Origin of the sequence: Halorubrum ejinorense (assembly GCF_039522565.1) — an archaeon.
Taxonomy (GTDB): Archaea; Halobacteriota; Halobacteria; order Halobacteriales; family Haloferacaceae; genus Halorubrum; species Halorubrum ejinorense.
In genome coordinates this window covers 212,723-233,589 of sequence record NZ_BAAADQ010000016.1, presented here as the reverse complement: position 1 = coordinate 233,589, position 20,867 = coordinate 212,723, and the positions used below count along the sequence as shown (strand labels likewise).

Annotated in this window: 23 protein-coding genes, 1 tRNA gene and 1 pseudogene; 14 read left to right on the top strand and 11 right to left on the bottom strand. The window is 66.5% G+C overall.

Annotated elements, in window-relative coordinates; genetic code table 11:
• Positions 1–64 precede the first annotated feature (64 nt).
• Both ABDZ89_RS16610 and ABDZ89_RS16605 read left to right on the top strand, forming a co-directional pair.
• The gene (locus ABDZ89_RS16610) at positions 65–307 is read left to right on the top strand and encodes a hypothetical protein (RefSeq protein WP_343780838.1); all 243 of its coding nucleotides are present in this window, start codon (positions 65–67) and stop codon (positions 305–307) included.
• 171 nt (positions 308–478) lie between these two features.
• Positions 479–553 (top strand) — tRNA-Met (locus ABDZ89_RS16605).
• 120 nt (positions 554–673) lie between these two features.
• On the opposite strand, the gene ABDZ89_RS16600 is transcribed toward ABDZ89_RS16605, so the two are convergent.
• The gene (locus ABDZ89_RS16600; RefSeq protein WP_343780836.1) at positions 674–1,189 is read right to left on the bottom strand and encodes a hypothetical protein; all 516 of its coding nucleotides are present in this window, start codon (positions 1,187–1,189) and stop codon (positions 674–676) included.
• Between the two features lie 31 nt (positions 1,190–1,220).
• Positions 1,221–1,838 carry a DUF7344 domain-containing protein gene (locus ABDZ89_RS16595; RefSeq protein ID WP_343780834.1) on the bottom strand — a complete coding sequence of 206 codons (618 nt, stop codon included), beginning with the start codon at positions 1,836–1,838 and terminating at the stop codon, positions 1,221–1,223.
• A 395-nt stretch (positions 1,839–2,233) separates the two neighbouring features.
• On the opposite strand from ABDZ89_RS16595, the pseudogene ABDZ89_RS16590 reads away from it, so the two are divergent.
• Positions 2,234–2,868: pseudogene (locus ABDZ89_RS16590) on the top strand (IS6 family transposase).
• 811 nt (positions 2,869–3,679) lie between these two features.
• Here ABDZ89_RS16590 and ABDZ89_RS16585 read toward each other — a convergent pair.
• A complete protein-coding gene (locus ABDZ89_RS16585) occupies positions 3,680–4,339 on the bottom strand; it encodes a hypothetical protein (RefSeq protein ID WP_343780832.1) in 660 nt (219 codons plus the stop codon).
• 384 nt (positions 4,340–4,723) lie between these two features.
• Between ABDZ89_RS16585 and ABDZ89_RS16580 the strand changes: the two genes are divergently transcribed.
• The 3 genes from ABDZ89_RS16580 (at position 4,724) to ABDZ89_RS16570 (ending at position 6,887) form a co-directional block, all read left to right on the top strand.
• Complete coding sequence (locus ABDZ89_RS16580; RefSeq protein WP_343780830.1) at positions 4,724–4,915, top strand: hypothetical protein; 192 nt, start codon at positions 4,724–4,726, stop codon at positions 4,913–4,915.
• 77 nt (positions 4,916–4,992) lie between these two features.
• Positions 4,993–5,604: a translation initiation factor IF-2 subunit beta gene (locus ABDZ89_RS16575; protein ID WP_343780826.1), complete on the top strand. Its 612-nt coding sequence runs from the start codon at positions 4,993–4,995 to the stop codon at positions 5,602–5,604.
• Between the two features lie 107 nt (positions 5,605–5,711).
• Positions 5,712–6,887, top strand: a complete 1,176-nt coding sequence (locus tag ABDZ89_RS16570) for a M24 family metallopeptidase (protein WP_343780823.1) — start codon at positions 5,712–5,714, stop codon at positions 6,885–6,887.
• Positions 6,888–6,911: 24 nt separating this feature from the next.
• On the opposite strand, the gene ABDZ89_RS16565 is transcribed toward ABDZ89_RS16570, so the two are convergent.
• From ABDZ89_RS16565 to ABDZ89_RS16555, 3 genes are all read right to left on the bottom strand, one after another.
• A complete protein-coding gene (locus ABDZ89_RS16565) occupies positions 6,912–7,064 on the bottom strand; it encodes a hypothetical protein (RefSeq protein WP_343780821.1) in 153 nt (50 codons plus the stop codon).
• A gap of 83 nt (positions 7,065–7,147) precedes the next feature.
• Positions 7,148–9,559 (bottom strand): ATP-dependent DNA helicase, encoded by a 2,412-nt coding sequence (locus ABDZ89_RS16560; protein ID WP_343780819.1) that lies wholly within the window; start codon positions 9,557–9,559, stop codon positions 7,148–7,150.
• Positions 9,560–9,674: 115 nt separating this feature from the next.
• A complete protein-coding gene (locus ABDZ89_RS16555; protein WP_343780817.1) occupies positions 9,675–10,331 on the bottom strand; it encodes an HAD family hydrolase in 657 nt (218 codons plus the stop codon).
• A gap of 133 nt (positions 10,332–10,464) precedes the next feature.
• Here ABDZ89_RS16555 and ABDZ89_RS16550 point away from each other — a divergent pair, with 133 nt between their 5' ends.
• The gene (locus ABDZ89_RS16550; RefSeq protein WP_343780815.1) at positions 10,465–10,917 is read left to right on the top strand and encodes a TIGR00725 family protein; all 453 of its coding nucleotides are present in this window, start codon (positions 10,465–10,467) and stop codon (positions 10,915–10,917) included.
• 138 nt (positions 10,918–11,055) lie between these two features.
• On the opposite strand, the gene dph2 is transcribed toward ABDZ89_RS16550, so the two are convergent.
• Complete coding sequence (gene dph2 / locus ABDZ89_RS16545) at positions 11,056–12,099, bottom strand: diphthamide biosynthesis enzyme Dph2 (protein WP_343780813.1); 1,044 nt, start codon at positions 12,097–12,099, stop codon at positions 11,056–11,058.
• Between the two features lie 177 nt (positions 12,100–12,276).
• Between dph2 and ABDZ89_RS16540 the strand changes: the two genes are divergently transcribed.
• The 4 genes from ABDZ89_RS16540 (at position 12,277) to ABDZ89_RS16525 (ending at position 14,892) form a co-directional block, all read left to right on the top strand.
• Positions 12,277–12,936 (top strand): alpha/beta hydrolase, encoded by a 660-nt coding sequence (locus ABDZ89_RS16540; protein ID WP_343780810.1) that lies wholly within the window; start codon positions 12,277–12,279, stop codon positions 12,934–12,936.
• A gap of 69 nt (positions 12,937–13,005) precedes the next feature.
• Positions 13,006–13,380 carry a YlbF/YmcA family competence regulator gene (locus ABDZ89_RS16535; protein ID WP_343780807.1) on the top strand — a complete coding sequence of 125 codons (375 nt, stop codon included), beginning with the start codon at positions 13,006–13,008 and terminating at the stop codon, positions 13,378–13,380.
• A 49-nt stretch (positions 13,381–13,429) separates the two neighbouring features.
• Entirely contained in the window at positions 13,430–14,170 is a 741-nt protein-coding gene (locus ABDZ89_RS16530; RefSeq protein WP_343780805.1) for a MinD/ParA family ATP-binding protein, read from the top strand.
• A 104-nt stretch (positions 14,171–14,274) separates the two neighbouring features.
• On the top strand, positions 14,275–14,892 hold the full coding sequence (locus tag ABDZ89_RS16525) for an RAD55 family ATPase (RefSeq protein WP_343780999.1): 618 nt from the start codon (positions 14,275–14,277) through the stop codon (positions 14,890–14,892).
• 75 nt (positions 14,893–14,967) lie between these two features.
• On the opposite strand, the gene ABDZ89_RS16520 is transcribed toward ABDZ89_RS16525, so the two are convergent.
• Both ABDZ89_RS16520 and ABDZ89_RS16515 read right to left on the bottom strand, forming a co-directional pair.
• Positions 14,968–15,228: a DUF8049 family protein gene (locus ABDZ89_RS16520; RefSeq protein WP_343780803.1), complete on the bottom strand. Its 261-nt coding sequence runs from the start codon at positions 15,226–15,228 to the stop codon at positions 14,968–14,970.
• Positions 15,229–15,414: 186 nt separating this feature from the next.
• Positions 15,415–16,341 carry an FKBP-type peptidyl-prolyl cis-trans isomerase gene (locus ABDZ89_RS16515; RefSeq protein ID WP_343780801.1) on the bottom strand — a complete coding sequence of 309 codons (927 nt, stop codon included), beginning with the start codon at positions 16,339–16,341 and terminating at the stop codon, positions 15,415–15,417.
• 159 nt (positions 16,342–16,500) lie between these two features.
• On the opposite strand from ABDZ89_RS16515, the gene cyaB reads away from it, so the two are divergent.
• Positions 16,501–17,082 carry a class IV adenylate cyclase gene (cyaB, locus tag ABDZ89_RS16510; RefSeq protein WP_343780799.1) on the top strand — a complete coding sequence of 194 codons (582 nt, stop codon included), beginning with the start codon at positions 16,501–16,503 and terminating at the stop codon, positions 17,080–17,082.
• 8 nt (positions 17,083–17,090) lie between these two features.
• Here the strand turns inward: cyaB and ABDZ89_RS16505 are convergent, their stop codons facing one another.
• Positions 17,091–17,594, bottom strand: a complete 504-nt coding sequence (locus ABDZ89_RS16505) for a MaoC family dehydratase (protein ID WP_343780797.1) — start codon at positions 17,592–17,594, stop codon at positions 17,091–17,093.
• Between the two features lie 132 nt (positions 17,595–17,726).
• Here ABDZ89_RS16505 and ABDZ89_RS16500 point away from each other — a divergent pair, with 132 nt between their 5' ends.
• Together ABDZ89_RS16500 and ABDZ89_RS16495 are read left to right on the top strand one after the other, a co-directional pair.
• Positions 17,727–18,590 (top strand): HpcH/HpaI aldolase/citrate lyase family protein, encoded by an 864-nt coding sequence (locus ABDZ89_RS16500; RefSeq protein ID WP_343780794.1) that lies wholly within the window; start codon positions 17,727–17,729, stop codon positions 18,588–18,590.
• Positions 18,591–18,698: 108 nt separating this feature from the next.
• On the top strand, positions 18,699–19,952 hold the full coding sequence (locus ABDZ89_RS16495) for a Glu/Leu/Phe/Val family dehydrogenase (RefSeq protein WP_343780792.1): 1,254 nt from the start codon (positions 18,699–18,701) through the stop codon (positions 19,950–19,952).
• A gap of 96 nt (positions 19,953–20,048) precedes the next feature.
• On the opposite strand, the gene ABDZ89_RS16490 is transcribed toward ABDZ89_RS16495, so the two are convergent.
• On the bottom strand, positions 20,049–20,762 hold the full coding sequence (locus ABDZ89_RS16490) for a diphthine--ammonia ligase (protein ID WP_343780789.1): 714 nt from the start codon (positions 20,760–20,762) through the stop codon (positions 20,049–20,051).
• Between the last annotated feature and the right edge of the window lie 105 nt (positions 20,763–20,867).

Below are 20,867 nucleotides of genomic sequence, written 5' to 3'. Positions count from 1 at the left end.
CGGCCGGCGCAAGGGACCGGGCAGGCGCGGGACCCTTTTACCGTCGCCCGTCGATCGTGAGAGGATGAGCGACGAGTCCGGCGGGTCGGCGGTCACCGAGGGGTACGTGGTCCCGATCGCGGGACTCGTGGCGTTCATGTTCGCGCTGATGGCGGGGTTGACCGCGGGGCGCGCGCTCTCGGGAGACCCGGCCGACGTCGCCGTCCCCGTGGGCTTCGGCGCCATCTCCCTCCTCGCGCTGCGGATCCGTACCAAGGCCGTGGCGGCGCGGGAAGCGAACGGGTCCGACGACGCGGGCGAGGAGTGACCGGCTGACGCGCTCGGGAACGCGGACGCTCGTGAACGAAGCGGCCGTGAAGCGGAGGTCCGGAGGATTCGTGCCCCGGCGCGGGTGGCCGACCGTCGCGAACGCGTGGACGAATCGCATACCGGCGTCGGGATCAGAACCCTTAACAGTCGCACGCAATTGTGCTACGATAGCGGGATGGGATAGCCAGGAGATTCCGCCGGGCTCATAACCCGGAGATCGGTAGTTCAAATCTACCTCCCGCTACTTCTCTCCGACACCGCCGTCGTCGTCGGCCGCGATGTACTCTCGGCTTAAAGAGTCAGTCCGAGACGACGAGCACGGCGAAAGCGATCCGGAGCCGGGCGGTATGGCCCGGACGGGGTTTCAGGACCCCGCCCGACAGGTGACCGAGATCGTTCGATTCCCCGTGCCGCCGAAGACGACCGCCTCGACGTCGTTCCCCCGGACCTCGACCGTCACGGACAACTGCTCGGCCTCGAAGGCGTCCTCGCACCCGGCTTCTGCCACGATCGCTTCGGATCTCGATTCGCCCGGTGAGATGCCCGACGGTAAGGTCCGGACGGTGACGTTGAGACCGTCTGGCTTCCGATCGATCTCGATACCGGTGACGTCGATGTCGACGCCGAACCGATTCGTCAAGGTGACGAGCGTCACGGTCTCGCTCTCGTTTGCTACGCTTCCGTTAGTCGCGTCGCCGCCGGCGTCGATCACGATCTCGTCGGGCGAGTCGTAGCCGACGTACGCGCGCTCGTCGGGAGCGGTCGCGACCGTCAGTTCGCGGTCCGTCGTCGCCGAGGAGAACCCGGCGGTGCCGGCGAGGGCGAGCACTAGCCCGCCCGCGAGCAGCCCGGTAGCGAGCGCTCGGAGAACGCCGGTCATGACGTCGAACGGCGGCTGCTCGGCCGCCGGCTCATCGTTCGACCTCCAAGTCCGATCCCAGCTCGTTCCGCTTCGTGTGAACCGTGTGGACCACGGCCGAGATGCCGAACGCCGAGACGAGGACCGTCCCGAATCCGACGGTCGTCAGGTCACTGAACGGGTACACGCCGAACCACACGAGGCCGACGACGCCCCCCAGAACGGCCGCCAGTCCGAGGTAGTGATAACACCACGGGATGTCGTTCGCCGGGACGTACTCCAAGTGCATCTGGACCTCTCTGACTCCCTCGGCGAGCCCGATCGTGCCTCGGTCTCGGTCGTACTCGATCAGTCCGCAGTCGCTCAGCTTCGGGAGGTGCGTCTGGCGCAGCGAGGAGTACACCCGCTTCCGCTGCTTGTAGTCCACCTGCCCGACTGTGGTGTCGTTCTCGCGGGCGGCGATGTAGTCCACGAGGTCGGAGAGCTCGATCGTCTCCCCCTCGTCGTGGCCTTTGAGATACTCGATCGCGTATCGCCGCCGCCCGTTGCTCAGTACGTCGAAGATATCGTCGCGGTCGAGTTCGGTTCCCTGCGCTGTTCCACTCGTCGTGTCCCGATCAGGTGTCGTATCGGGGTCGTCCGGTTGTTGGCTCCGTCTCTCCTGACTCACGTCGTCTCCCCCTCCCCTCCGTCACTGATCCAGATCGCTGTTTCGACCGGTAGGATTCGTCGGCGACAAACCGTCTCGTCGTCGCATCGATTGTACCGAGTCGTCCTATTCAGGAGGGTGTCTATACTGGGTGTATATTGTTATGTCACCCGTTTAATTAATAAGCTGAAATTTGTTTGAGATAGCTTTAGCTTATATCTTGACAACTTGGGCTTGCGGGATAAGGCCGCAACAGGTTATTCCGGATATTAGAACATATGTGGTATTACTCGCCGGAATAAACATCTGATGTGTTCAAGCCAAATTATACGAACACTCATATATATGAGGCCGCCTGCGCCGGTGGTGTTCAGATAAGAATTGAAAGGTGAGGCGGTGCGTTTTCAAAGTGGTTCATGCCCAAAAACGACCGCCTCAGCGGCTGTTTAGACGAGATCAACTTAGAGTTTGTGGAGCGAGAAGCAACACCGAAGCTGTTGATGAAGCTCAGTATTCAGCTTCATCTTGCTGGATTATCGCTTTCGAATACTGTTTCGTTTCTTGAGATATTCGGTGTTGATCGGGTTCGATCTACCGTTCATAACTGGGGTGATAAAGCCGATTTACAGCCAGAAACAGTCGGAGCCCTAATCACGTTGCGGTTGATGAGATTGTGATTCAGCTTGACGGTGAACAGTATTGGCTGTACGCTGCCGTCGATCCAAAGTCGAACGATCTACTACACACAAAGCTTGAATCCACGAGAAATAATGCTTTTGCAGATCTATCTTTTGCTGAACTCTGTGAAAAACACGACGTAGATGACGCAGTTTTTCTCGTTGATGGCGCATCTTCACTTCAGCGAGCTTGTCGCAAACACGATCTGGATTTCAGATACGAACGACATGGAAATCGGAATAGTGTCGAACGTGTCTTTCGTGAGGTAAAGCGTAGAACTATCTGTTTCTCAAATTGTTTCAGCAACGCTCAAGCAGAAACTGCTGACGAGTGGCTGAGATCGTTCGCTTTCGCATGGAATCAGCTTATCTGAACACGAGGGTCAGGACTGCCCGTCGCACGTGGCCGAAATAGATGTATTCGTTTCGTCTCCGGCGATAAGGGCAAACTCTTTATCTTCCGGTGGTACATGCGCCTCGTCGAGGCGGTTCTCGACACGTGACCCCTCAAGGGGTTTCCTTCGGCTATCCCGACGACAACTGTGAGAAGGAGGTTGCCATCGACGACCTCGTACCGGTAGGTATCTGATAATAACCGGTCGATCATGCGGGAGAACGAGCTGATTCTCTGCGACAATCTATTGCCCGAGACGGGACCGATGGAGAACATCACGTTGTCGGAGATATTGGATTCCGTATGGGTTCGGATGAGGCTGCCGACTGCGGAGTACAAGTCCGAAATTGAGGTGTAATCCCGCTGAAGATGGTCAGAATTAGTCACTCTTAATTGTGGATCCAAGTACACGGCTCGTGCATTATTGGCCGGGATAGAAGGCAAACCACCACACCAGCTTGAATCGATGCTTAGTGATATTTCACAGGACTCGGCGGCCGACTGGATCAGCGTAATATATTACTAATACGATAGAAATAAATATAATAACACATGAATTATTCAATCTTCCTATAGATCTAATTGAGCAGTGTCGAAATTCTGGCAAAGAGGCGTGAGAGATTGGTAATCATAATCCGATTGGAATATATCAGATTGTGCTTTACGACTGCCACAGAGTTATCAACATATTTAATTATCAGATTTGGTTTTAAATGAACATTCTGAATAGGAATTTCTCGGTTAGAAAATATAGTCAAATACCGATAAATTGTAAATCGGAGTATTAGTACTTATGTGGTTTCATCTCGACTAGAACCGGGTTGAACAGCAACAATAGGCATCTGAGCAGAGAAATTACCCAACTGATTATTAGTGATAAATGTAAAGTCAACGTATATACCTTCACCTGGGCTCAGACGAATTGCATCAAAGACATTCCCTCGTGATTTAAGAATTGGTCTTCCTCCAGAGTCAATATTAATGACACCAGTTCCTCCACCAGACGCTGAAAGTCCCGACCCTCCGGTTCCGGGCCCGGTTTCTGGTTCATTATAAATATACGCGGTGTCGATCCCGTTTATATCAGCAATTAGATTTGGAGCGCTACTTGGATCTTCATACGCAGAATCTGATTTGACAATACCAATAACAACATCATCATCACCCTGATTTTCTATAGAGAAAACATTCAAGAATGCCGTCCTTGCATTAGGATTTAATCCGGAAGATCCATTATTTGAACTTGAAAAATCAAGTTCTAATTCTCCATTGCTAGCCTGAGAGGCACGTGTGTCCTGCGATTCCAAGCTAAGATATGCTTGTGCGTCTCCCGTAACAGTAACTGCGACACTACGCGAAGCAGTAACGCTGCTAAACGCACCACTTCCTAGTGCAGCCGCCCCACCGGCGGCGAGCGATCCAAGTCCGGCCAATATCTTGCGTCGTTGCATAGTGTTGTCACCTGTCTGGTGCGCGGGGGCGACACGCGGATCGATATCCGAACCGTCGATCCACCGCGTCGGCCCCGAGCACTCACGAAACACGAGGGAAGGGACCGTTACTAGTCTGAGCAGCCTGTTGCGCCACCAGTCCGAGGCTGTTTCTCGTCCGGGTCAGCGTACGAAACGGTAAGCGAGGATTCCGACCCCAGAAACGCCAGACGGATTTCCCGTAAGCCGATCGTAATCGTCCGTCCGACAGGACGGCCGACATACTCGCTCTCGTTCGAGGACAGAGTGCGAAACGAGCCGTTCGAGACAAACGCGTAAGAGTCGGTAATACCGGCTTAGGCCGACGTACATCCGAATATAACTAAGCGTCGCGGGCGGGACTACATGATCGTGATCGACGAAAACACGGACGACGACGCGAGTCACACCTCCGCGAGTCGTCCGGTCCCGCTCGGCTCACTCGCGAGGCGCGTTCCCGGGGCGGCCGCGAACGCTCCCAAGCGGAACGTCCTCGTCGCCCTCGCGTACCTCTTCGCCTGTTTCTTCGCCGCAGGACTGCTCTGGGCGGCCCTGTGAGCGCGGGCGACGAGGGCGGACGAAGCCGCTCTCCGAAACCCGGAAGCGATTTCCGTCGGCCTGTCGTTCCTCCTCGTATGGATTACGAATCGAGCCTCGACCGCGCGATGGAGGAGGTACCGGATCTGGGCGGTTCCGACGAGCGACTGTCAGTGCCCGACCCCGAATGGCAGAAGGACGGGGCGTTCACCCGCCTGACGAACCTCTCCGGGATCGCCGACGCGTTGAGCCGCGACCCCGAACACGTCCACTCGAAGATCCAACAGGAGCTCGGCACGGCCGGACAGTACGAGGACGGGCGCGCCCGCTACAGCGGGAACTTCCGCGAGCGCGACTTCCAGGCCGCGATCGACTCGTACATCGAGTCGTTCGTCACCTGTTCGGAGTGTGGCCTCCCCGACACCCGACTGGAGACCGAAAACCGGACCCCGATGCTCCGCTGTGAGGCCTGCGGCGCGTTCCGGCCGGTCGCGAAACAGAACACCTCCAACACTCAGCGACAGGAGGACGCCGTCGAGTCCGGGAACACGTACGAACTCGAGATCGTCGGCACCGGCCGCAAGGGCGACGGCGTCGCCGAGCGCGGCGAGTACACCATCTTCGTCCCCGGCGCACAGGAGGGCGAGACCGTGACCGCCTACATCAAGAACGTCTCCGGCAACCTCGCGTTCGCCCGCCGAGAGAACTGAGCGGACGCCGCCGTCGCGCCGTTCGTTTCGCGACGACGACCGCCGGGCCCCGGTGACCGGCGTTCCGCTACCCGACCGTTTATGCGGCCGTTCGCGTATCGTCATCCATGGCCACGCGACTCCCCGAGTCGGCCTTCGAGGACCGGCTCGCCGCGGTCCGAGACCGGCTCGCCGAGACGGACGCCGACGCCGCGACGTGGGTCGGCGCGACGGCGATCGAGTACCTCACCGGCTTCCATCACATCCAGACGGAGCGCCCGGTCGTCCTCGCGGTCACCGACGACCGGGTGGAGATAACCGTCCCGCGGCTGGAGGTCGAGCGCGTCTCGCCGAACCCGCGGATCGACGCCGTCCACGACTACTTCGACTACCCCGGCGGCGCCCCCGTCGAGGTCGCCGTCGAGATGCTGAACGGCCTCGGCGTCGACGCCGTCGCCGCCGACGCGGACGGACCGCTGGGCGTGATGGGGTACGAAGGGCCCGCGTTCTCCGACTCGGTCGACGTCGAGTCGCAGTCGTGGGTCGACCGGATGCGCTGGGCGAAGTCCGACGGCGAGGTCGACCTGATCCGCGAGTCGGCGAAGTGGGCGAACCTCGGGCACCGCTACCTCGCCGACTACTCCGAGCCGGGCGCGCACCCCGCGACCGTCTCGCAGCGCGCGTCGACCGACGCGTCCCGCGCCATGCTCGACACGCTCGGTGACGACTACAGCGTCCGCGTCCGCGGCGACGGCCCGGTCCACGCCGGCTACATCTCGGGAGAGGAGACCGCGCTCCCGCACGGTCACACCCCGAACGAGCGGCTCTCCGAGGGCGACGTGCTCGTCACGGGCGCGACCGCGAACGTCGACGGCTACCGCTCGGAGCTCGAACGGACGATGTTCGTCGGCGACTACTCCGACGAACAGGAACACTACTTCGAACTCATGCTGGAGGCGCAGACGCTCGCCATCGACGCGCTCGGCCCGGGCGTCCCCGTGGCCGAAGTCGACCAAGTCGTGTGGGACTACTTCGACGAGCAGGGCGTGACGAGGCTGGCGCAACACCACGTCGGCCACAACATCGGGCTTGGCGGCCACGAGCCGCCGTACATCGACCGCGGCTGGGACGACCGGTACGACGGCGACGACGCCGTGATGCGACCCGGGCACGTGTACACCATCGAGCCCGGACTCTACACCGACGAGTACGGCTACCGCCACTCCGACACGGTGGCGATCACCGAATCGGGAACGGAGCAGCTCACCAACTTCCCGCGGGACATCGATTCGAACGTCGTCTGAAGCGCGGCCGCCGCTGCCCGCCCGCTACGCGACCCGGCTGGTGACTACCTTATGACCGGTTTCAACGGCGTGGTCGCGTCTGAGCGCGTCCGCGTCGCTGGCGGCGTCCAGCAGGCATTCGAAGGCGCACTCACGACAGACGAGGTGGTGTAGCTCGCTCGGGGCGGATGTGCTCATACCTCATTCACCGCTTTCGATGGCATAGTTACGAGCCACCTACGGACGGGTAATCAAGCCGTACCGGCGGTCGAGTCCGCTCGTCACTCGCTCGCGCCCGGGAGCCGCGATTCGAACCGGTCGAGCGCGACCTCCACCATGTCCGGACTCACCGGCTGGAACTCCTCGCGCTCGTGGTCAGGGAGGTACTCTCGGACCCCGTTCCACGAGTCGCGAGCGTACCGGGCGTCGAGCAGCACGCGGACGCCGCGCTCGTCGGGGCCGCGGATGACGCGCCCGACCGCCTGTCGGGCCTTCCGGACGGCGGGAACGGTGAGCGCCGTCTCGAAGCCGGACTCGAACCGGCGGTCGTAGGCGGCGATCACCGCCCGCGTCCGCGGTTGGGCGGTGTTGATTATCGGGACGCCGCAGACGACGGCGGCGGCGAGCCGGTCACCGCGGTAGTCGACACCCTCGGTGAGCGTCCCGCGGAGACTCGTCACCAGCACCTTGCCCTCGCCGGCGAAGAAGTCGTCCTTCAGCGACTCCGTCTCGCGGTCGCCGGAGGACTCGTCTAAGAGGACCGGCTTCTCGAGCCGGTCGGCGAGCGCCTCGGCCATCCACGTCGCCTCCGCGTAGTTCGGGGTGCCGACCAGCACGTTCCCCCCGCGGCGCGCGACGGCGGCCGTCGCGTCGACGTGCGCGAGCCGGGTCGGGTTCTCCTCGCCGGGGGCGCCTCGGTTCTGGTGGGTGAACTTCGGCGCGTCGACCGCGAGGCTCGTACGGTTCTCTTCGGGGAAGGAGAGCCCGTAGGTCCGCTCGACGACCGGGCGGCCGCGCTCCTCCAAGTGGTCGAGCCCGGTGACCTCGCGGAACAGGTCCATCGGCTCCAGCGTCGCGCTCATGAGGACGCCGCCGCCGAACGACGCCAGCCGGTCGCCGATCGGCTCGCTCGGCAGGCAGTTGTGGAGCGCGAGCCGCGCGTTGTACGCGCGTCGCCACGAGTCCGGCGGCTCGGCCTCGTCGAACGTGCGTTCGAGTTCGATCGCGCGGAAGAAGTCGGTGTGGCCCTCGCGGTACCACGCGTTGAGGGTGCGACCGACGCCGGGCGCGGCCCGCTGTTTGTCCTCGTCTTCGAGCGAGTCGAGGACGCGCTTGACGACCGCACCCACCTGCTCTGCGCGCGCCCAGACGCGCTCGTCGTGTCCCCCGCGGTCCGCCCACGCCGTGATCTCGTCTTCGCCCGGTTCCTCGGGGTCGCGGAGCGGTATCTCGCCGTCGTCGAGGTCGCGCATCGACGCCCGCCAGTCCGGCCGCTCGCGGTCGAGGTACGCGGTCACGCGCCGGTCGAGTTCGCCGCGGAGGTCCGCGTAGAACGCCCGGACGGCCTCTATCTCCTCGACGGTCACGTCGGCGTCGTCCAGCTCGCCGCGGACGAGTGCGGCGTCGTCCGACTCCGCGCCCGCGCTCTCGAACGACAGCGGCTGGACGACGCGAGTGAGCTCGTTCTCCGCGTCGCGCAGGCTCGCGTCCGCGACCGCGTCGCTCACGAGGTCGCGCACGCGCGGCTCCAGCATGTGCGCCTCGTCGCAGACGACGAACGTCGAGTCGTCGAGGAGCGCGCCGGTGAACGTCCCGGTCGTCACCGGGTCGAAGGCGTGATAGTAGTTGCCGATGACGACCTCGACCTCGGGCACGAGCGCGCCCATGACCGAGTGGGGACACGAACCGTGACCGGCCGCGAGCCGGACGAGTTCGTCGGCGTCGACGTGGCCGAGTTCGGTCACGTCGAACGGGACCGCCTCGGCCGGGTCGCCGTCGTCGGGGAGGTCATCGAGGAACCCGGCGTAAAAGGGGCAGAACTCGGTCCCGTCGTACTCCTCGGTGTCGGGGCGGTACGGCGTCGGCTCGCCGTCGACGGAGAGGTAGTCCGCGTCGGGCGCACCGCTCCCGTCGGACGCTTCGCTCGGACCGGACGCTTCGCTCGGACCGGACGCGCCGCTCGCGGCGGAGCCGGAGTCCAGCAGGCCGACCTGCCGGCTCCGCGCCTCGCTCACGAGGTTCGACGTCGTCGTCGCGCCGCCGTCGCCGACGAGGTTCCGGGTGCGCTCGCGGAGCCCCTCGCAGCGCTCGTACACGTTCTCGCGGTCGATGCCGCCGCGGTTCTCCCGGGCGTACGGACAGACGTCCGCCTTGCCGACCAGCGTGAGTCCCGAGACGGGGTCGTAGTCGCTCGGGAGGTTCTCGTTTATCGTCCGGAGATCCGTCTCGAACTGGCGCAGTTGCTGTTTGACGCTCGTGAGGACGAAAATGCGCTCGAAGTCGGAGCCGGGGTCGCGGACGCGGTCGAGCCCGGCGGTGAGCGCGAGCATCGTCTTCCCCGTCCCGCAGGCGCCCTCCAGCGCGAGGAAGCCGCCGTCCGCGGCGGCGTCGACGGCGGCGTCGATGCCGTCCGCCTGTTCAGGGTAGGGTTCGGGGTGGCCGAAGAAGTCGGCCCACGGGGGCGAATCGGTCACGGACGCGAGTTACGCGCCATCCGATTTAAACGCTTCATCGGCGGGCGACAGACGCGTCTGCGAGGTCGCGCGGCTCCGCGACCGCGGCTGCGCCACGCGGACCGCCCCGCCCCGGTCACTCCACGATGTCGTGGAGGTCGGCCAGGTCGTCGATCTCCCAGGTCGGCCAGACGTTCAGCTCCCAGTCTCGGCGGTGGGGGCGGCGGATGAACGCCGAGTCGATGCCGGCGTTCTCGGCCGCGCGAACGTCGGACTCGTTGTCCCCGACGAACAGGGCGTTGCCCGCGTCGAGGTCGCCGAGCGCCTGCTCGATGTAGTGCGGGTTCGGCTTGCGTAGCTGAAGCGAGTGGATCGTCGGCTCGCGGCCGTACGCGGCGCCCATCCGCTCGAAGCCGTCGAAGTGATCGACGAGGAAGTCGACGGTCGCCTGCTGGTTCGACGAGACGATCCCCATCTCGACGTCGAGGTCCTGTAGCTCGTCGAGGTCGTCGTACGGGGTCTTGCGCCCCTCGCGGGCCTCCTGTTGTTGGGCCCGCGACACCACGTCGTCACGCGTGCGCCAGAACGACCCCGGATCGAGGTCGTACGTCTGACAGACGGTGCCGACGCTGCCGGGGGTGGCGCCGATGGTCATTCGCTCTACGTCGTCCGGATCGGGCTCCTCGACGCCGCACTCCTCGAACGCGTTCCGGGTCGCATCCCGGAGCACGTCGAAGCGCGTGCGGCCCACGAGGACACCGTCGTTGTCGAACACGACGGTATCGTACGTCATAGCCCCCATTCACGGCCGGCAGGGATAAGCGTTTCAGTGGCCTTCTCGGCGACGAGAATCGCCGCGAACCCGCGCTGGCGCCGATGAGGGGGCCAGCAGTCGCCTTTACCACCCGGCGGGGCGTGGTCGGCTCATGCGAGTGAGTGTCATCGGCGGGAGTTCGATCGGTCCGGAGACGGCGCGGGTCGCCGAAGCGCTCGGCGGGCGGCTCGCGGAGCGCGGACACGTCGTCGTCTGCGGTGGTCTCGGCGGCGTCATGGAGGCGGTCTGTCGCGGCGCTCGCGACGCGGGCGGCGAGACGATCGGCATCCTCCCGACCGACCGGCTCGCGGACGCGAACCCGCACGTCACGACGCCGATCGCGACCGGGCTGGGTCACGCGCGCAACGCGCTCGTCGTGATGAACGGCGACGCCGCGGTCGCCGTCGACGGGGGCAGCGGGACGCTCTCTGAGATCGGGCTCGCGCTGGCGCAGGGACGCGCGGTGGCGGGACTCGACACGCACGAGGTCGACGGCGTCGAGGCCGTCGACACGCCCGCGGCGGCGGTCGAGTTCGTCGAGAACGCGGTCGCGAACGGATCATAAAGTGATTCGGTCGCTCGCGCCGACACCGCGTCCGTCGACGCCGTCTTCTAGCACCCGCGGGACGGGGCGCGACGGCGACCTCGGACGGGACGCGAAACGGACCGGTGAAAACGAGTACTCCGTCTCCTTCGCGGCGGACTACCAGGTGTCGTGGAAGGTGTCGAACTCGATCGAGTCGAGCGGTTTCTCGCCGATGGCGGCCTCGTACTCGCCCGGCGTCAGCATGGGCTTGTGGAAGCGCGGCCCGTCGTCGGTCGTGATCCGCGGGCAGCCCGTGTTGACGAACGCGTCCATGTCGAAGTTCCGCAGGCGGTCGGGCGTCACCTCGTCCATCGTGATCAGGTAGGCGTTCTCGTTGTTGTCGACGATCTCTTGGGCCTTCTCCCAGCGCCCCTGTCCGATCTTCGTACAGAAGATGACGCCCCACTTCTCGGCGTCCATCGCCTTGTGGACCGAGGCGTAGCGCTGCTTGAGGAACTGGTCGTGTTCGGCGACGGACACCGCGTTGTTGACCGGGTCGGCGATGACGACGCGCTTCTCGGGGTGCTCCATCGCGAGCCCGACCGGGTGGAACTTCCCGCCGCCGACGTACAGGACCTGGTCGGCGGGGATGTCCGCCGAGGCGTAGTTACAGCCGAGCACCTGCCCCTCCTTGGTGAGCCGGTCGTCGCCCCGCCGGGTGTGGACCTCGTAGCCGCGCTCCTCGAGCCAGTCGGTCATCTCCTCGAAGCGGTTCATGTGCTGGGCCGTCGTGACGAGCCCCACGTCGGGGTCCTCCTCCGGCGGCGTCAGCTCCTCCGCCAGCGCGTCCTCCATGATCGGGAACGGGTCGACGTTCGAGAACAGGGGGACGTAGACGATGCTGTCGGACTCCTTCATCGGCGTGTGGCCGAAGTGGACGAACACGTCCGTCCGCCGCATCAGGTACGTGTCGAGGTCGCAGGCGCCGTAACACGGCTGCCCCGACAGCATGAACGTGACGTCGTCGGGCGCGACCTCGCGGAGGTCGTCGGCGACCTTCGGACCGCGGCGTTTCAGCCCCTCCGGGAACTGGAGGCCGACCTTCGAAGCGTCGCGCTCTTCGATGGCCTCGAGTATCCGATCGAGCTCGTAGTCCCACTCGCGGTCGTGTTTCAGGGCCATCCCCGTCTTCGTGAGGTCGCCCTCCGTGGAGCCGCTCATATCGGACGATTTGTGCGGCAGGACGGTTAAACGGCGCGTTCGGCGACGGATGGTGTAACCGGTCCCAGTTACTAATTCCGGGTCGACGGCGTCGACCGGTGTGCGCTCTCGCCGAGCGTACTCGTGTGCCTGCCGCGGCCGACGGACCTAACGGCCGTCCCCGCCAACCGGGATCCAATGACCGACATTCCGCTCGAGCACGTCCACGTCGCGCCCGACGACAGCCCAGACGGCGAGTCAGCGCCCGCCGTCTTCGTCCTTCACGGCCGCGGCGCGGACGAGGAAGACCTGCTGCCGGTCGCGGCCGAGCTGCCGGAGGGACACCACGTCGTCAGCCTCCGCGCGCCGGATCCGCTTCAGGGCGGGTACACGTGGTACGAGCTGGACCTCTCGGCCGGCGGGCTCGAATCGAGCCAGCCCGACGCGGCCGACTTCCGCCGGAGCCTCGACCTGATCGTCGAGAGCGTCGAGGCCGCGGTCGACGCCTACGGGCTCGACGCCGACCAGATCGGGCTGCTCGGCTTCAGTCAGGGCGCGATCACGAGCCTCTCGCTCCTGTTGGAAGAGCCCGACCGCTACGCGTGGGTCGTCGCGCTCCACGGGTACCTCCCGGAGTCGCACGCCGACCTCGACCCGGACGGAATCGAGGGGAAGCCGGTCTTCGTCGGCGCCGGCGCCGGCGACCGCGTGATCCCCGAGTCGCGAACGAGCGCGGCCGTCGAACGCCTCGAAGCCGTCGGCGCGGCCGTCGAGCGCGGGAGCTTCCCGGGCGGGCACGGCATCGGGCCACAGGAGTTCGACGCCGTCGTCGAGTTCGTCGAGGCACAGGGGCGCTGACGGCGGTCGAAACACGCCCTCGACGCCCGGCTCCGGCAGGTTCAAACCGCTCGGCCACGACGAACGAACATGAGCGTCGAACAGGTTTCCATCGAGGACCTCGGTCGAGAACTGGGCGAGCGGATCGCCGAAACCACGGAGTACGAGCGGTTCGAAGAGGCGAGGGCGGCCGTCCAGCGAGACGAGGAGGTCCAGAGCCGAATCGACGAGTTCGAGCAGCTTCGCGCGGAGTTCATGCAGGCGCGACAGACCGGCCAAGCGACGAACGAGGAGCTTCAGCGCGTCCAGGAGGCGCAAGACGAGCTCCACGCGATGCCGGTGATGAGCGAGTACCTCGACGCGCAAGACGAGCTCACGGACACGCTCGAAACGGTCAACGAGGCCATTTCCGAGCCGCTGGCCGTCGACTTCGGCGGCGAGGCCGGCGGCTGCTGTCAGGACTGACCGCGCCGCGCCCCCAACAGTTTATCCCGAGTAGCGAGCCACAGCCACCGTGATAGCCGTCGCCGGCGGCAAGGGCGGAAGCGGAAAGACGACGACGACCCTCGGACTCGCGCGCGCCCTCTCGCGGCGCGGCGCGCCCGTGGTCGCCGCCGACGCCGACTGGGACCTCCCGAACCTCCACCGACTCGCGGCCGAGACTCCGGCGGTCGCCGAGGCCGCGTCGAGCGTCGGTGGACGCGGACACGTCTCTCGTCGGAACGGCGAAAGGAGCCACCGGACCGACGACGCAGCGGCACGGACCGTCCTCGATGCGGTCCGCGAAGGCGATGCGGTGCGCCCCGACCGTTCCGCGCCGACGGTCCTCGCGGCGCCGGACGCGCCGCGGTCCGTCGACGCGCTCGCGACGTTCGAGGCGCTCGACGGGGCGACGCCCGACGGCGCACCGGTGCTACTCGACTGTCCGGCTGGCGCGTCGCCGGACGTGGCCGCGCCGCTGCGAGCGTCGGACGGCGCCCTGATCGCGACGCCGCTCAGGCGCGCCGCGCTGCGTGACGCGGCGAAGACGGCGGCGCTCGCCGAGCGGCTCGGCTGCCCGCCGCTCGGAGCGGTCGTGATCGGCGAGACGGACGTGCCCGAGCGGGTGGCAGCGCTGCTGAACTGCCCGGTTCTCGGACGGGTCCCGGACGGCGGAGCCGCACCGCTCGCCGACGAGGCGGTCCGGAAGGCGTACGGTGACCTCGCCCGACGGCTCGGCGAGACGGCGGCGGCGACGGGGTGGCAGGTCGCGTGAGGATCGCGGGCACCGGCGACCTCGGAGCGGCGGACGCGGAGACGACTGGCGGCCAAGGGATCGACCATCGACAGACCCAAGACTCCACGGGCGGCAGCGATCGTATGGAGACGCTCCCGACTGGGATTTCGGCCCTGGACCGGCAGTTCGGCGGTGGGATCCCGAGCGGTAGCGTCGTCGTGTTGGAGGCGGACCCGGACAGTCAGTCCGAACTCATTCTGGACCACTTCGCCCGGGTCCGCCGGTGCCGCTACCTTACGACCGTCCGCTCGCCCGGCTCGGTCGAGGCGGCGCTCAGCCTCGACGGGGACGAGGAGACGACCGTCGAGGCCGTGGACGGCGGCGACCTCGACGGGACGGCGTCGCGGACCGAGGACCTCCCCGAGGGCGGCGCGCTGATCGTCGACTCCGTGGAGCCGCTGGAGGCGAACGCCGGGCCGGCGGCCTACGCCGACTTCCTCGACGGCGTCCGAACCCGGGTCGACGACGCCGGCGGTGTCGCGGTGCTTCACGCCCTTCGGGGCGGTGAGGACCCGCGGACCCGCCGGGTCACCGAGCAGGTCGCAGACGTCGTCTTCGACCTCCGCACCACCGTCACCGGCACCGAGATCGCGAACCGGCTCATCGTTCCGAAGTTCCGGGGCGGAGCCGCCCTCGAAGAGCCGTTGAAGCTGAAACTCACCGACGCGGTCAGCGTCGACACGAGCCGCGATATCGCCTGAGCGTCGGGCGGAGAACTACCGATTCGCGGCGCTACGGGCGAGCGGGGGCAAAAGCGTGGACGGCCGGCGGCCGCGTCAGGCCACGACCGAGACGGAGAGGACGGCGACGCCGACGAGCGCCGCGGCGACCGCCCAGTTCCGTGCCGTGTCGTAGGGGCCGTACGGGCCGCCCTTCCGCGAGAAGAGGTACAGCGCGTAGACGGCGAGCGGTGCCAGCGTCGGCAGCGTCGCGACCGAGGCGACCGCCGTGAAACTCGACAGCAACGCGATCGCGACCGTCGCCGCGCCCGCGACCCCGGCGACGAGGGCGTCCTCTCGTGCCCGTTCGATCTCCATGTTCGGTGTGGGTCGGCCGTCGCTCAAAAGGGATCGGTTCGACGCGCGCGGCAAGCGAGGAGTCGAGAGGAAGCCGGGTCGATCGAGGGCCGGAGTGTCGCGTCGACTGGTCGGCCACTGATCGCTCTCGTCGTACCGAAAATGCCGAAAACGGGCGTCACAGCGGGGTCGGGCCCCAGCGCGCGGTTACTCTTCGTCGATCTCGTCGACGATCTCGTCGGCGTCGACGTCGACGTCTTCGAGCGCCTCCTCGATGTCGACGTCGCCGGCGCCGCCGCCCATGCCGCCCATCATGCCGCCGAGACCGCCCATGCCGCCGCCCTCGATGACCTCCTCGATCACGACGCGGTCGAGATCGAGACGGTCCATGAGGTCCTGTGCGATCTGCTGTTTCTGGAACATCCACTGCTGGTTCATCTGCATCGCCTGCGTCGCGGTGACGTAGAGAACGTCCTTCTCGACCTCCTCGGTCTCGACGGTCTCCTCGCCGTCGTCGTCCTCGGTGACGGTCTCCTCCTCCTCGGTGACCGTCTCGATGCGGACTTCGGGCGCCTCCTGGAGGTACATTCCGAGCATGCCCGACGCCTGCTCCTCGCGGTCGTCGATGGCCTCGAGGATCTCGTACTCGTACTCGAGGTCCTCGCCGGCGAGGGGGTGGTTGAAGTCGACGCGGGCGCGGCCGCCGATGATCGTTTCGAGGTGGCCCTGCTGGTTGTCGATCTGGACCTGCGCGCCGGGATAGCGGCTGTCCTCGGGGATCTTGTCGGCCTTGACCGTCTCGACCTCGTCGGGGTCGTACTCGCCGAAGGCGTCGTCGGCGGGGACATCGACCGTCCCTTCGTCGCCGACGGCGGCACCGAGGAACGCCTCCTCGACGGAGGGGAACACGTGGCCGGCGCCGAGCGCGATGATGCGCGGCTCGAAGTCGTACTCGTCGACGTCGATCTCGGCGTCCTCGGCCGTTTCCTTGTCGGTCGTGTCGATGACACGGTCGTCGTCGGCCGTTCGGATCGTGTACGCGACGCGGACGAAGTCGCCGTCTTCGAGGCCGCCGGCGTCGGTTTCGGTCTCTTCGGCCTCGTCGGCCGCGTCCGCTTGCTCCTGATCGCTCATACCAGAAGGTCACCTGTTACACCCTTAAGAAGCACGGTTCGGCCCGGAGGCCGCCGCCGAGCGGCGAACCGCCGGGGACGGCCCGAGAGCGGACCATGTCGGCGCCGCCGCACGCTGGGTCCCGCGTCGCTTATGAACGGCCCGACCGCACCCTGTGTCATGTACGAGGTCGAGATCAAGGTCCCGGCGGCGCTGGCGACGGTTCGAGAGCGGCTTCGGGAGGCCGGCGCCGAGCGCGTCGACGCTCGGCGGCAGCGCGACACCTACTACGACGCCCCGCACCGGGACTTCGCCGAGACCGACGAGGCGCTCCGGATCCGGCGCGAAACGCCGATAGACGACGGAGCGGAAGATCGAGAGGCCGACGACGGGGCGGCCGACGCGACGGTGACGTACAAGGGCCCGCTCCTCGAGGCGGCCTCGAAGACGCGCGCCGAACACGAGACGGGCGTCGACGACGGCGAGGCGCTCGCCGCCGTTCTCTCCGGACTCGGCTTCGAACCGGCCGCGACGGTCGACAAGCGACGCGAGTTCTGGTCGTACGACGGATTCACCGTCACGCTCGACGCCGTCACCGGGCTCGACGAATACGTCGAGATCGAACGCGCCGTGGAGGGAGAAAGCGAGGTCGACGCGGCGCGCGAGGCGGCTGTCGACGCCCTCGACCGGCTCGGCCTCGACGCGGACGAGCAGGTCCGAACCTCCTATCTCGGACTGCTGTTGGCCGGCGAAGAGGACTGACGCGTGAGTTACGCCTCCGCTCCGCCCGGGTCCGCCCCGTCGTTCCTGTCGTCCGGCGGTCGCTTCTCGGAGAGCACCGTCCGCTCGAACTCGCAGACGAGGTCCTCGTCGTCCCCGCCGGCGACCGTGAACGCCTCGACGCGCATCGTGACGACCCCGCGCTCGCCGTCGCTCGTCTCCCGCTTGTCGGTGACCGTCGACTGCGCCCGGATCGTGTCGCCGTGGAACACCGGATTCGGATGCTCGACGTCGTCGTACGAGAGGTTCGCGACGATGGTTCCGTCCGTCGTCTCGGGGATCGAGATCCCGACCGCCAGCGACATGGTGTAGAGCCCGTTCACCAGCCGTTCGCCGAACTGCGTCTCCGCGGCGAAGTCGGCGTCGAGGTGGAGCGGCTGCTGGTTCATGGTCATGTCACAGAAGCGCTGGTTGTCGGCCTCGGTTATTGTCCGTCGCGTCGCGTGTTCGATGGTCTCTCCGACAGTGAACTCCTCGTAGTAACGTCCGGGCATGGACTCGCGGTCGGCCGGCCGCGTGAAATCGGTACCGCTCTCGGGCGGGGGAGACCACGCCGCCTCCCGTGCGCGGGACGACGCACGCCCCGCTCCGGCGGTTTTTACTCGCCCGCCCGCGGACCTCGGCACATGCCACGCCGAAGCCTGCTGTTCTCGCCCGGCGACAGCCCCGAACTCATGCGGAAGGCCCCCGCGTCCGGCGCCGACGTGATCTGTTTCGACCTCGAGGACGCCGTCGCCCCGGACCGGAAGGCGGAGGCGAGACGCGCCGTCCGCGAGGTGCTCGAAGATCCCGCGTTCGACCCGGACGCGGAGGTGTGCGTGCGACTGAGCGCCGAGTCACCGGCGGCCGACCTCGACGGCGTGTTGGGAACGAACGGCGGGGGAGAGGCCGGCGGCGTCCGCCTCGACGCCGTGATGCTCCCGAAGGTGACGGGCCCCGAGCGAGTCGAGTCCGTCGCGTCGCTGTGTGCCGAGCGCGGCCGCGACCCGGCCGTGTTCGCCCTCGTCGAGACCGCGGCGGGCGTGTTGTCGGCGCAGTCGATCGCGGCCGCTGGCCCGACCGACGCGCTCGTGTTCGGCGCGGAGGACCTCGCGGCCGACGTGGGCGCGACGCGGACCGACGAGGGGACGGAGGTCCTGTACGCCCGCGAACACGTCGTCCTCGCGGCGAGCGCGGCCGATATCGACGCGATCGACACGGTGTACACGGACTTCTCAGACGACGCGGGGCTGCGCGAGGACGCGGCGTTCGCGCGGCGACTCGGCTACGACGGCAAGCTCGCGATCCACCCGGCACAGGTCGCGCCGATCACGGAGGCGTTCACGCCGGACTCGGAGGAGGTCGAGTGGGCCCGGAGGGTCGTGGACGCCCGCGACGAAGCGGAACGCGAGGGGCGAGCCGTCTTCCAGGTCGACGGCGAGATGATCGACGCGCCGCTGATCGCGCAGGCGGAGCGGCTCCTCGACCGCGCAGCGGACGCCGACCGCTGAGTCCGCGTGGACGGGCGGTTCCGCCGCCGGCGGCCGCGGGCGGTGTCGGCACGAACAATACCCGTTCCGGTCGCCACAGTTAACCTCCGGCCAACAGCACGTGATCGTATGTCTTCTGAGGCAAACCCGTTCGAGAGCCTGCGAGAACAGGTGGACGAGGCCGCGGCGGTCGTCGACGCGGACCCGGGCGTCATCGAGCGCCTGAAGAACCCCGAGCGGGTGTTAGAGACGAACCTGACGTTCGAGCGCGACGACGGGTCGTTGGAGACCGTGCGCGCGTACCGCTCGCAGTTCAACGGCGACCGAGGGCCCTACAAGGGCGGGATTCGGTATCACCCGGGCGTCACCCGCGACGAGGTGAAGGCGCTGTCCGGCTGGATGGCCTACAAGTGCGCCGTCGTCGACGTGCCGTACGGCGGCGGAAAGGGGGGGATCGCGATCGATCCCGCCGACTACTCCGAGAGCGAGCTAGAGCGGATCACCCGCGCGTTCGCGACCGAACTGCGCCCGATGATCGGCGAGGATCGCGACATCCCGGCGCCGGACGTCAACACGGGTCAACAGGAGATGAACTGGATCAAAGACACCTACGAGACCCTCGAGAACACCACCGCTCCGGGCGTTATCACGGGGAAGGCGATCGACTCGGGCGGCAGCGAGGGGCGCGTCGAGGCGACCGGCCGGTCGGTGGCGCTCTCGACCCGCGAGGCGTTCGACTGGCTCGGCCGCGACCTCTCGGGCGCGTCGGTCGCGGTCCAGGGATACGGCAACGCCGGCTCGGTCGCCGCGAAGCTGCTCGGCGATCTCGGCGCGGACGTCGTCGCGGTCTCCGACTCCTCGGGCGGTATCCTCGACCGCGACGGACTCGACGCCCGCGACGTGAAGGCTCACAAGTCCGAGACCGGTTCGGTGACCGGCTATCCCGGCGCCGAATCGATCACGAACGACGAGCTGCTCACGCTCGACGTCGACTGCCTCGTCCCGGCCGCACTGGAGAACGCGGTCGACGGCGACCTCGCGCCGGACGTCGCCGCCGACCTCATCGTCGAGGCCGCGAACGGACCACTTACCCCCGACGCGGACGACGTGCTCGCCGGACGTGACATCCACGTCATCCCCGACATCCTCGCGAACGCGGGCGGCGTCACCGTCTCGTACTTCGAGTGGGTCCAGAACCGACAGCGGTTCAGTTGGACCGAGGAGCGCGTCAACGAGGAACTCGAGCGCGTGATCACCGGAGCGTTCGACACGCTGGTCGACACCTACGAGTCGAACGAAGTGGACGACATGCGGACCGCGGCGTACGTCGTCGGGATCGGTCGTATCGTGGACGCCTACGATCAGGCCGGCAACTGGCCGTAGACCGATCGGTCAGGATCGGTCGGGCGGTTAGGATCGCGCGACCGCGGTCGGTTTTGCGGTTGGTGCGGCGATCGCGGTTGGTGAGACGAGTCCGACCTACTCCAGCGCCGCGTCCCGGACTTCGATGTGGCCTCGGTCGCCCTCCCAGACGGTGTCGTACGTGAGGTCGATACGGCGGTCCATGTGGGGGCCGTCGACGACGTACGTCTCGAACTCTCCGCCCTCGCCGAGCGGGTGGACGCCGTACTCCTCGCGGAGCGCGAGCAGATCGTCGAGGGCGGCCGCGTCGAAGGTGCGCCCGAGCCACGACTCGTCGAGCCCGTAGGCCGCCACCTGAACGATTCGGATCTCGAAGCCGGCGTCGAACATCTCCCCTGCGAGCTCGACGGGATCGCGCTGCCACAGTGGAGCAAACAGGTCGATTCCGAGGCGGTCGCACATGGCCTGAATCCTGTTCGTCTGGAACTCGCTTTCGACCGCGCCAGCCGTGACGCCCGCGAGGTCGACGTCGTCTTCGGCGGCGATCTCTCGGAGCGCAGCTTCCATCGGCTCCAGCTCTGCGTCGCCCTGCGCGCCCGCGTCGTCGACGTCGTCGGCTCCGAAGTCGTCCGGCGACACCTCGACGAGGTCGATCCCGACGCTCTCGGCGGCGAGCGCGGCGAGTTCCGTCGCCGGCGTGTGGTACATGTACGAGTCGCCGGCGGGATGGACGGTCAGGAGTCGGGAGACGTCGATTCCCTCCTCTAAGGCGCGGTATAACGCCCATGAGGAGTCTTTTCCGCCGGAAAAGAGGCTCACCCAGTCGTTCATACGCGACAGAGGGAGTCGAGTCGATAAAGGGTCGGCGGTCGGCCGAGGCTCGCCGGTCCCGGCGGGTCACCGTCGAGGAGAGCGTTCGAAGTAGTGCGGACCGAC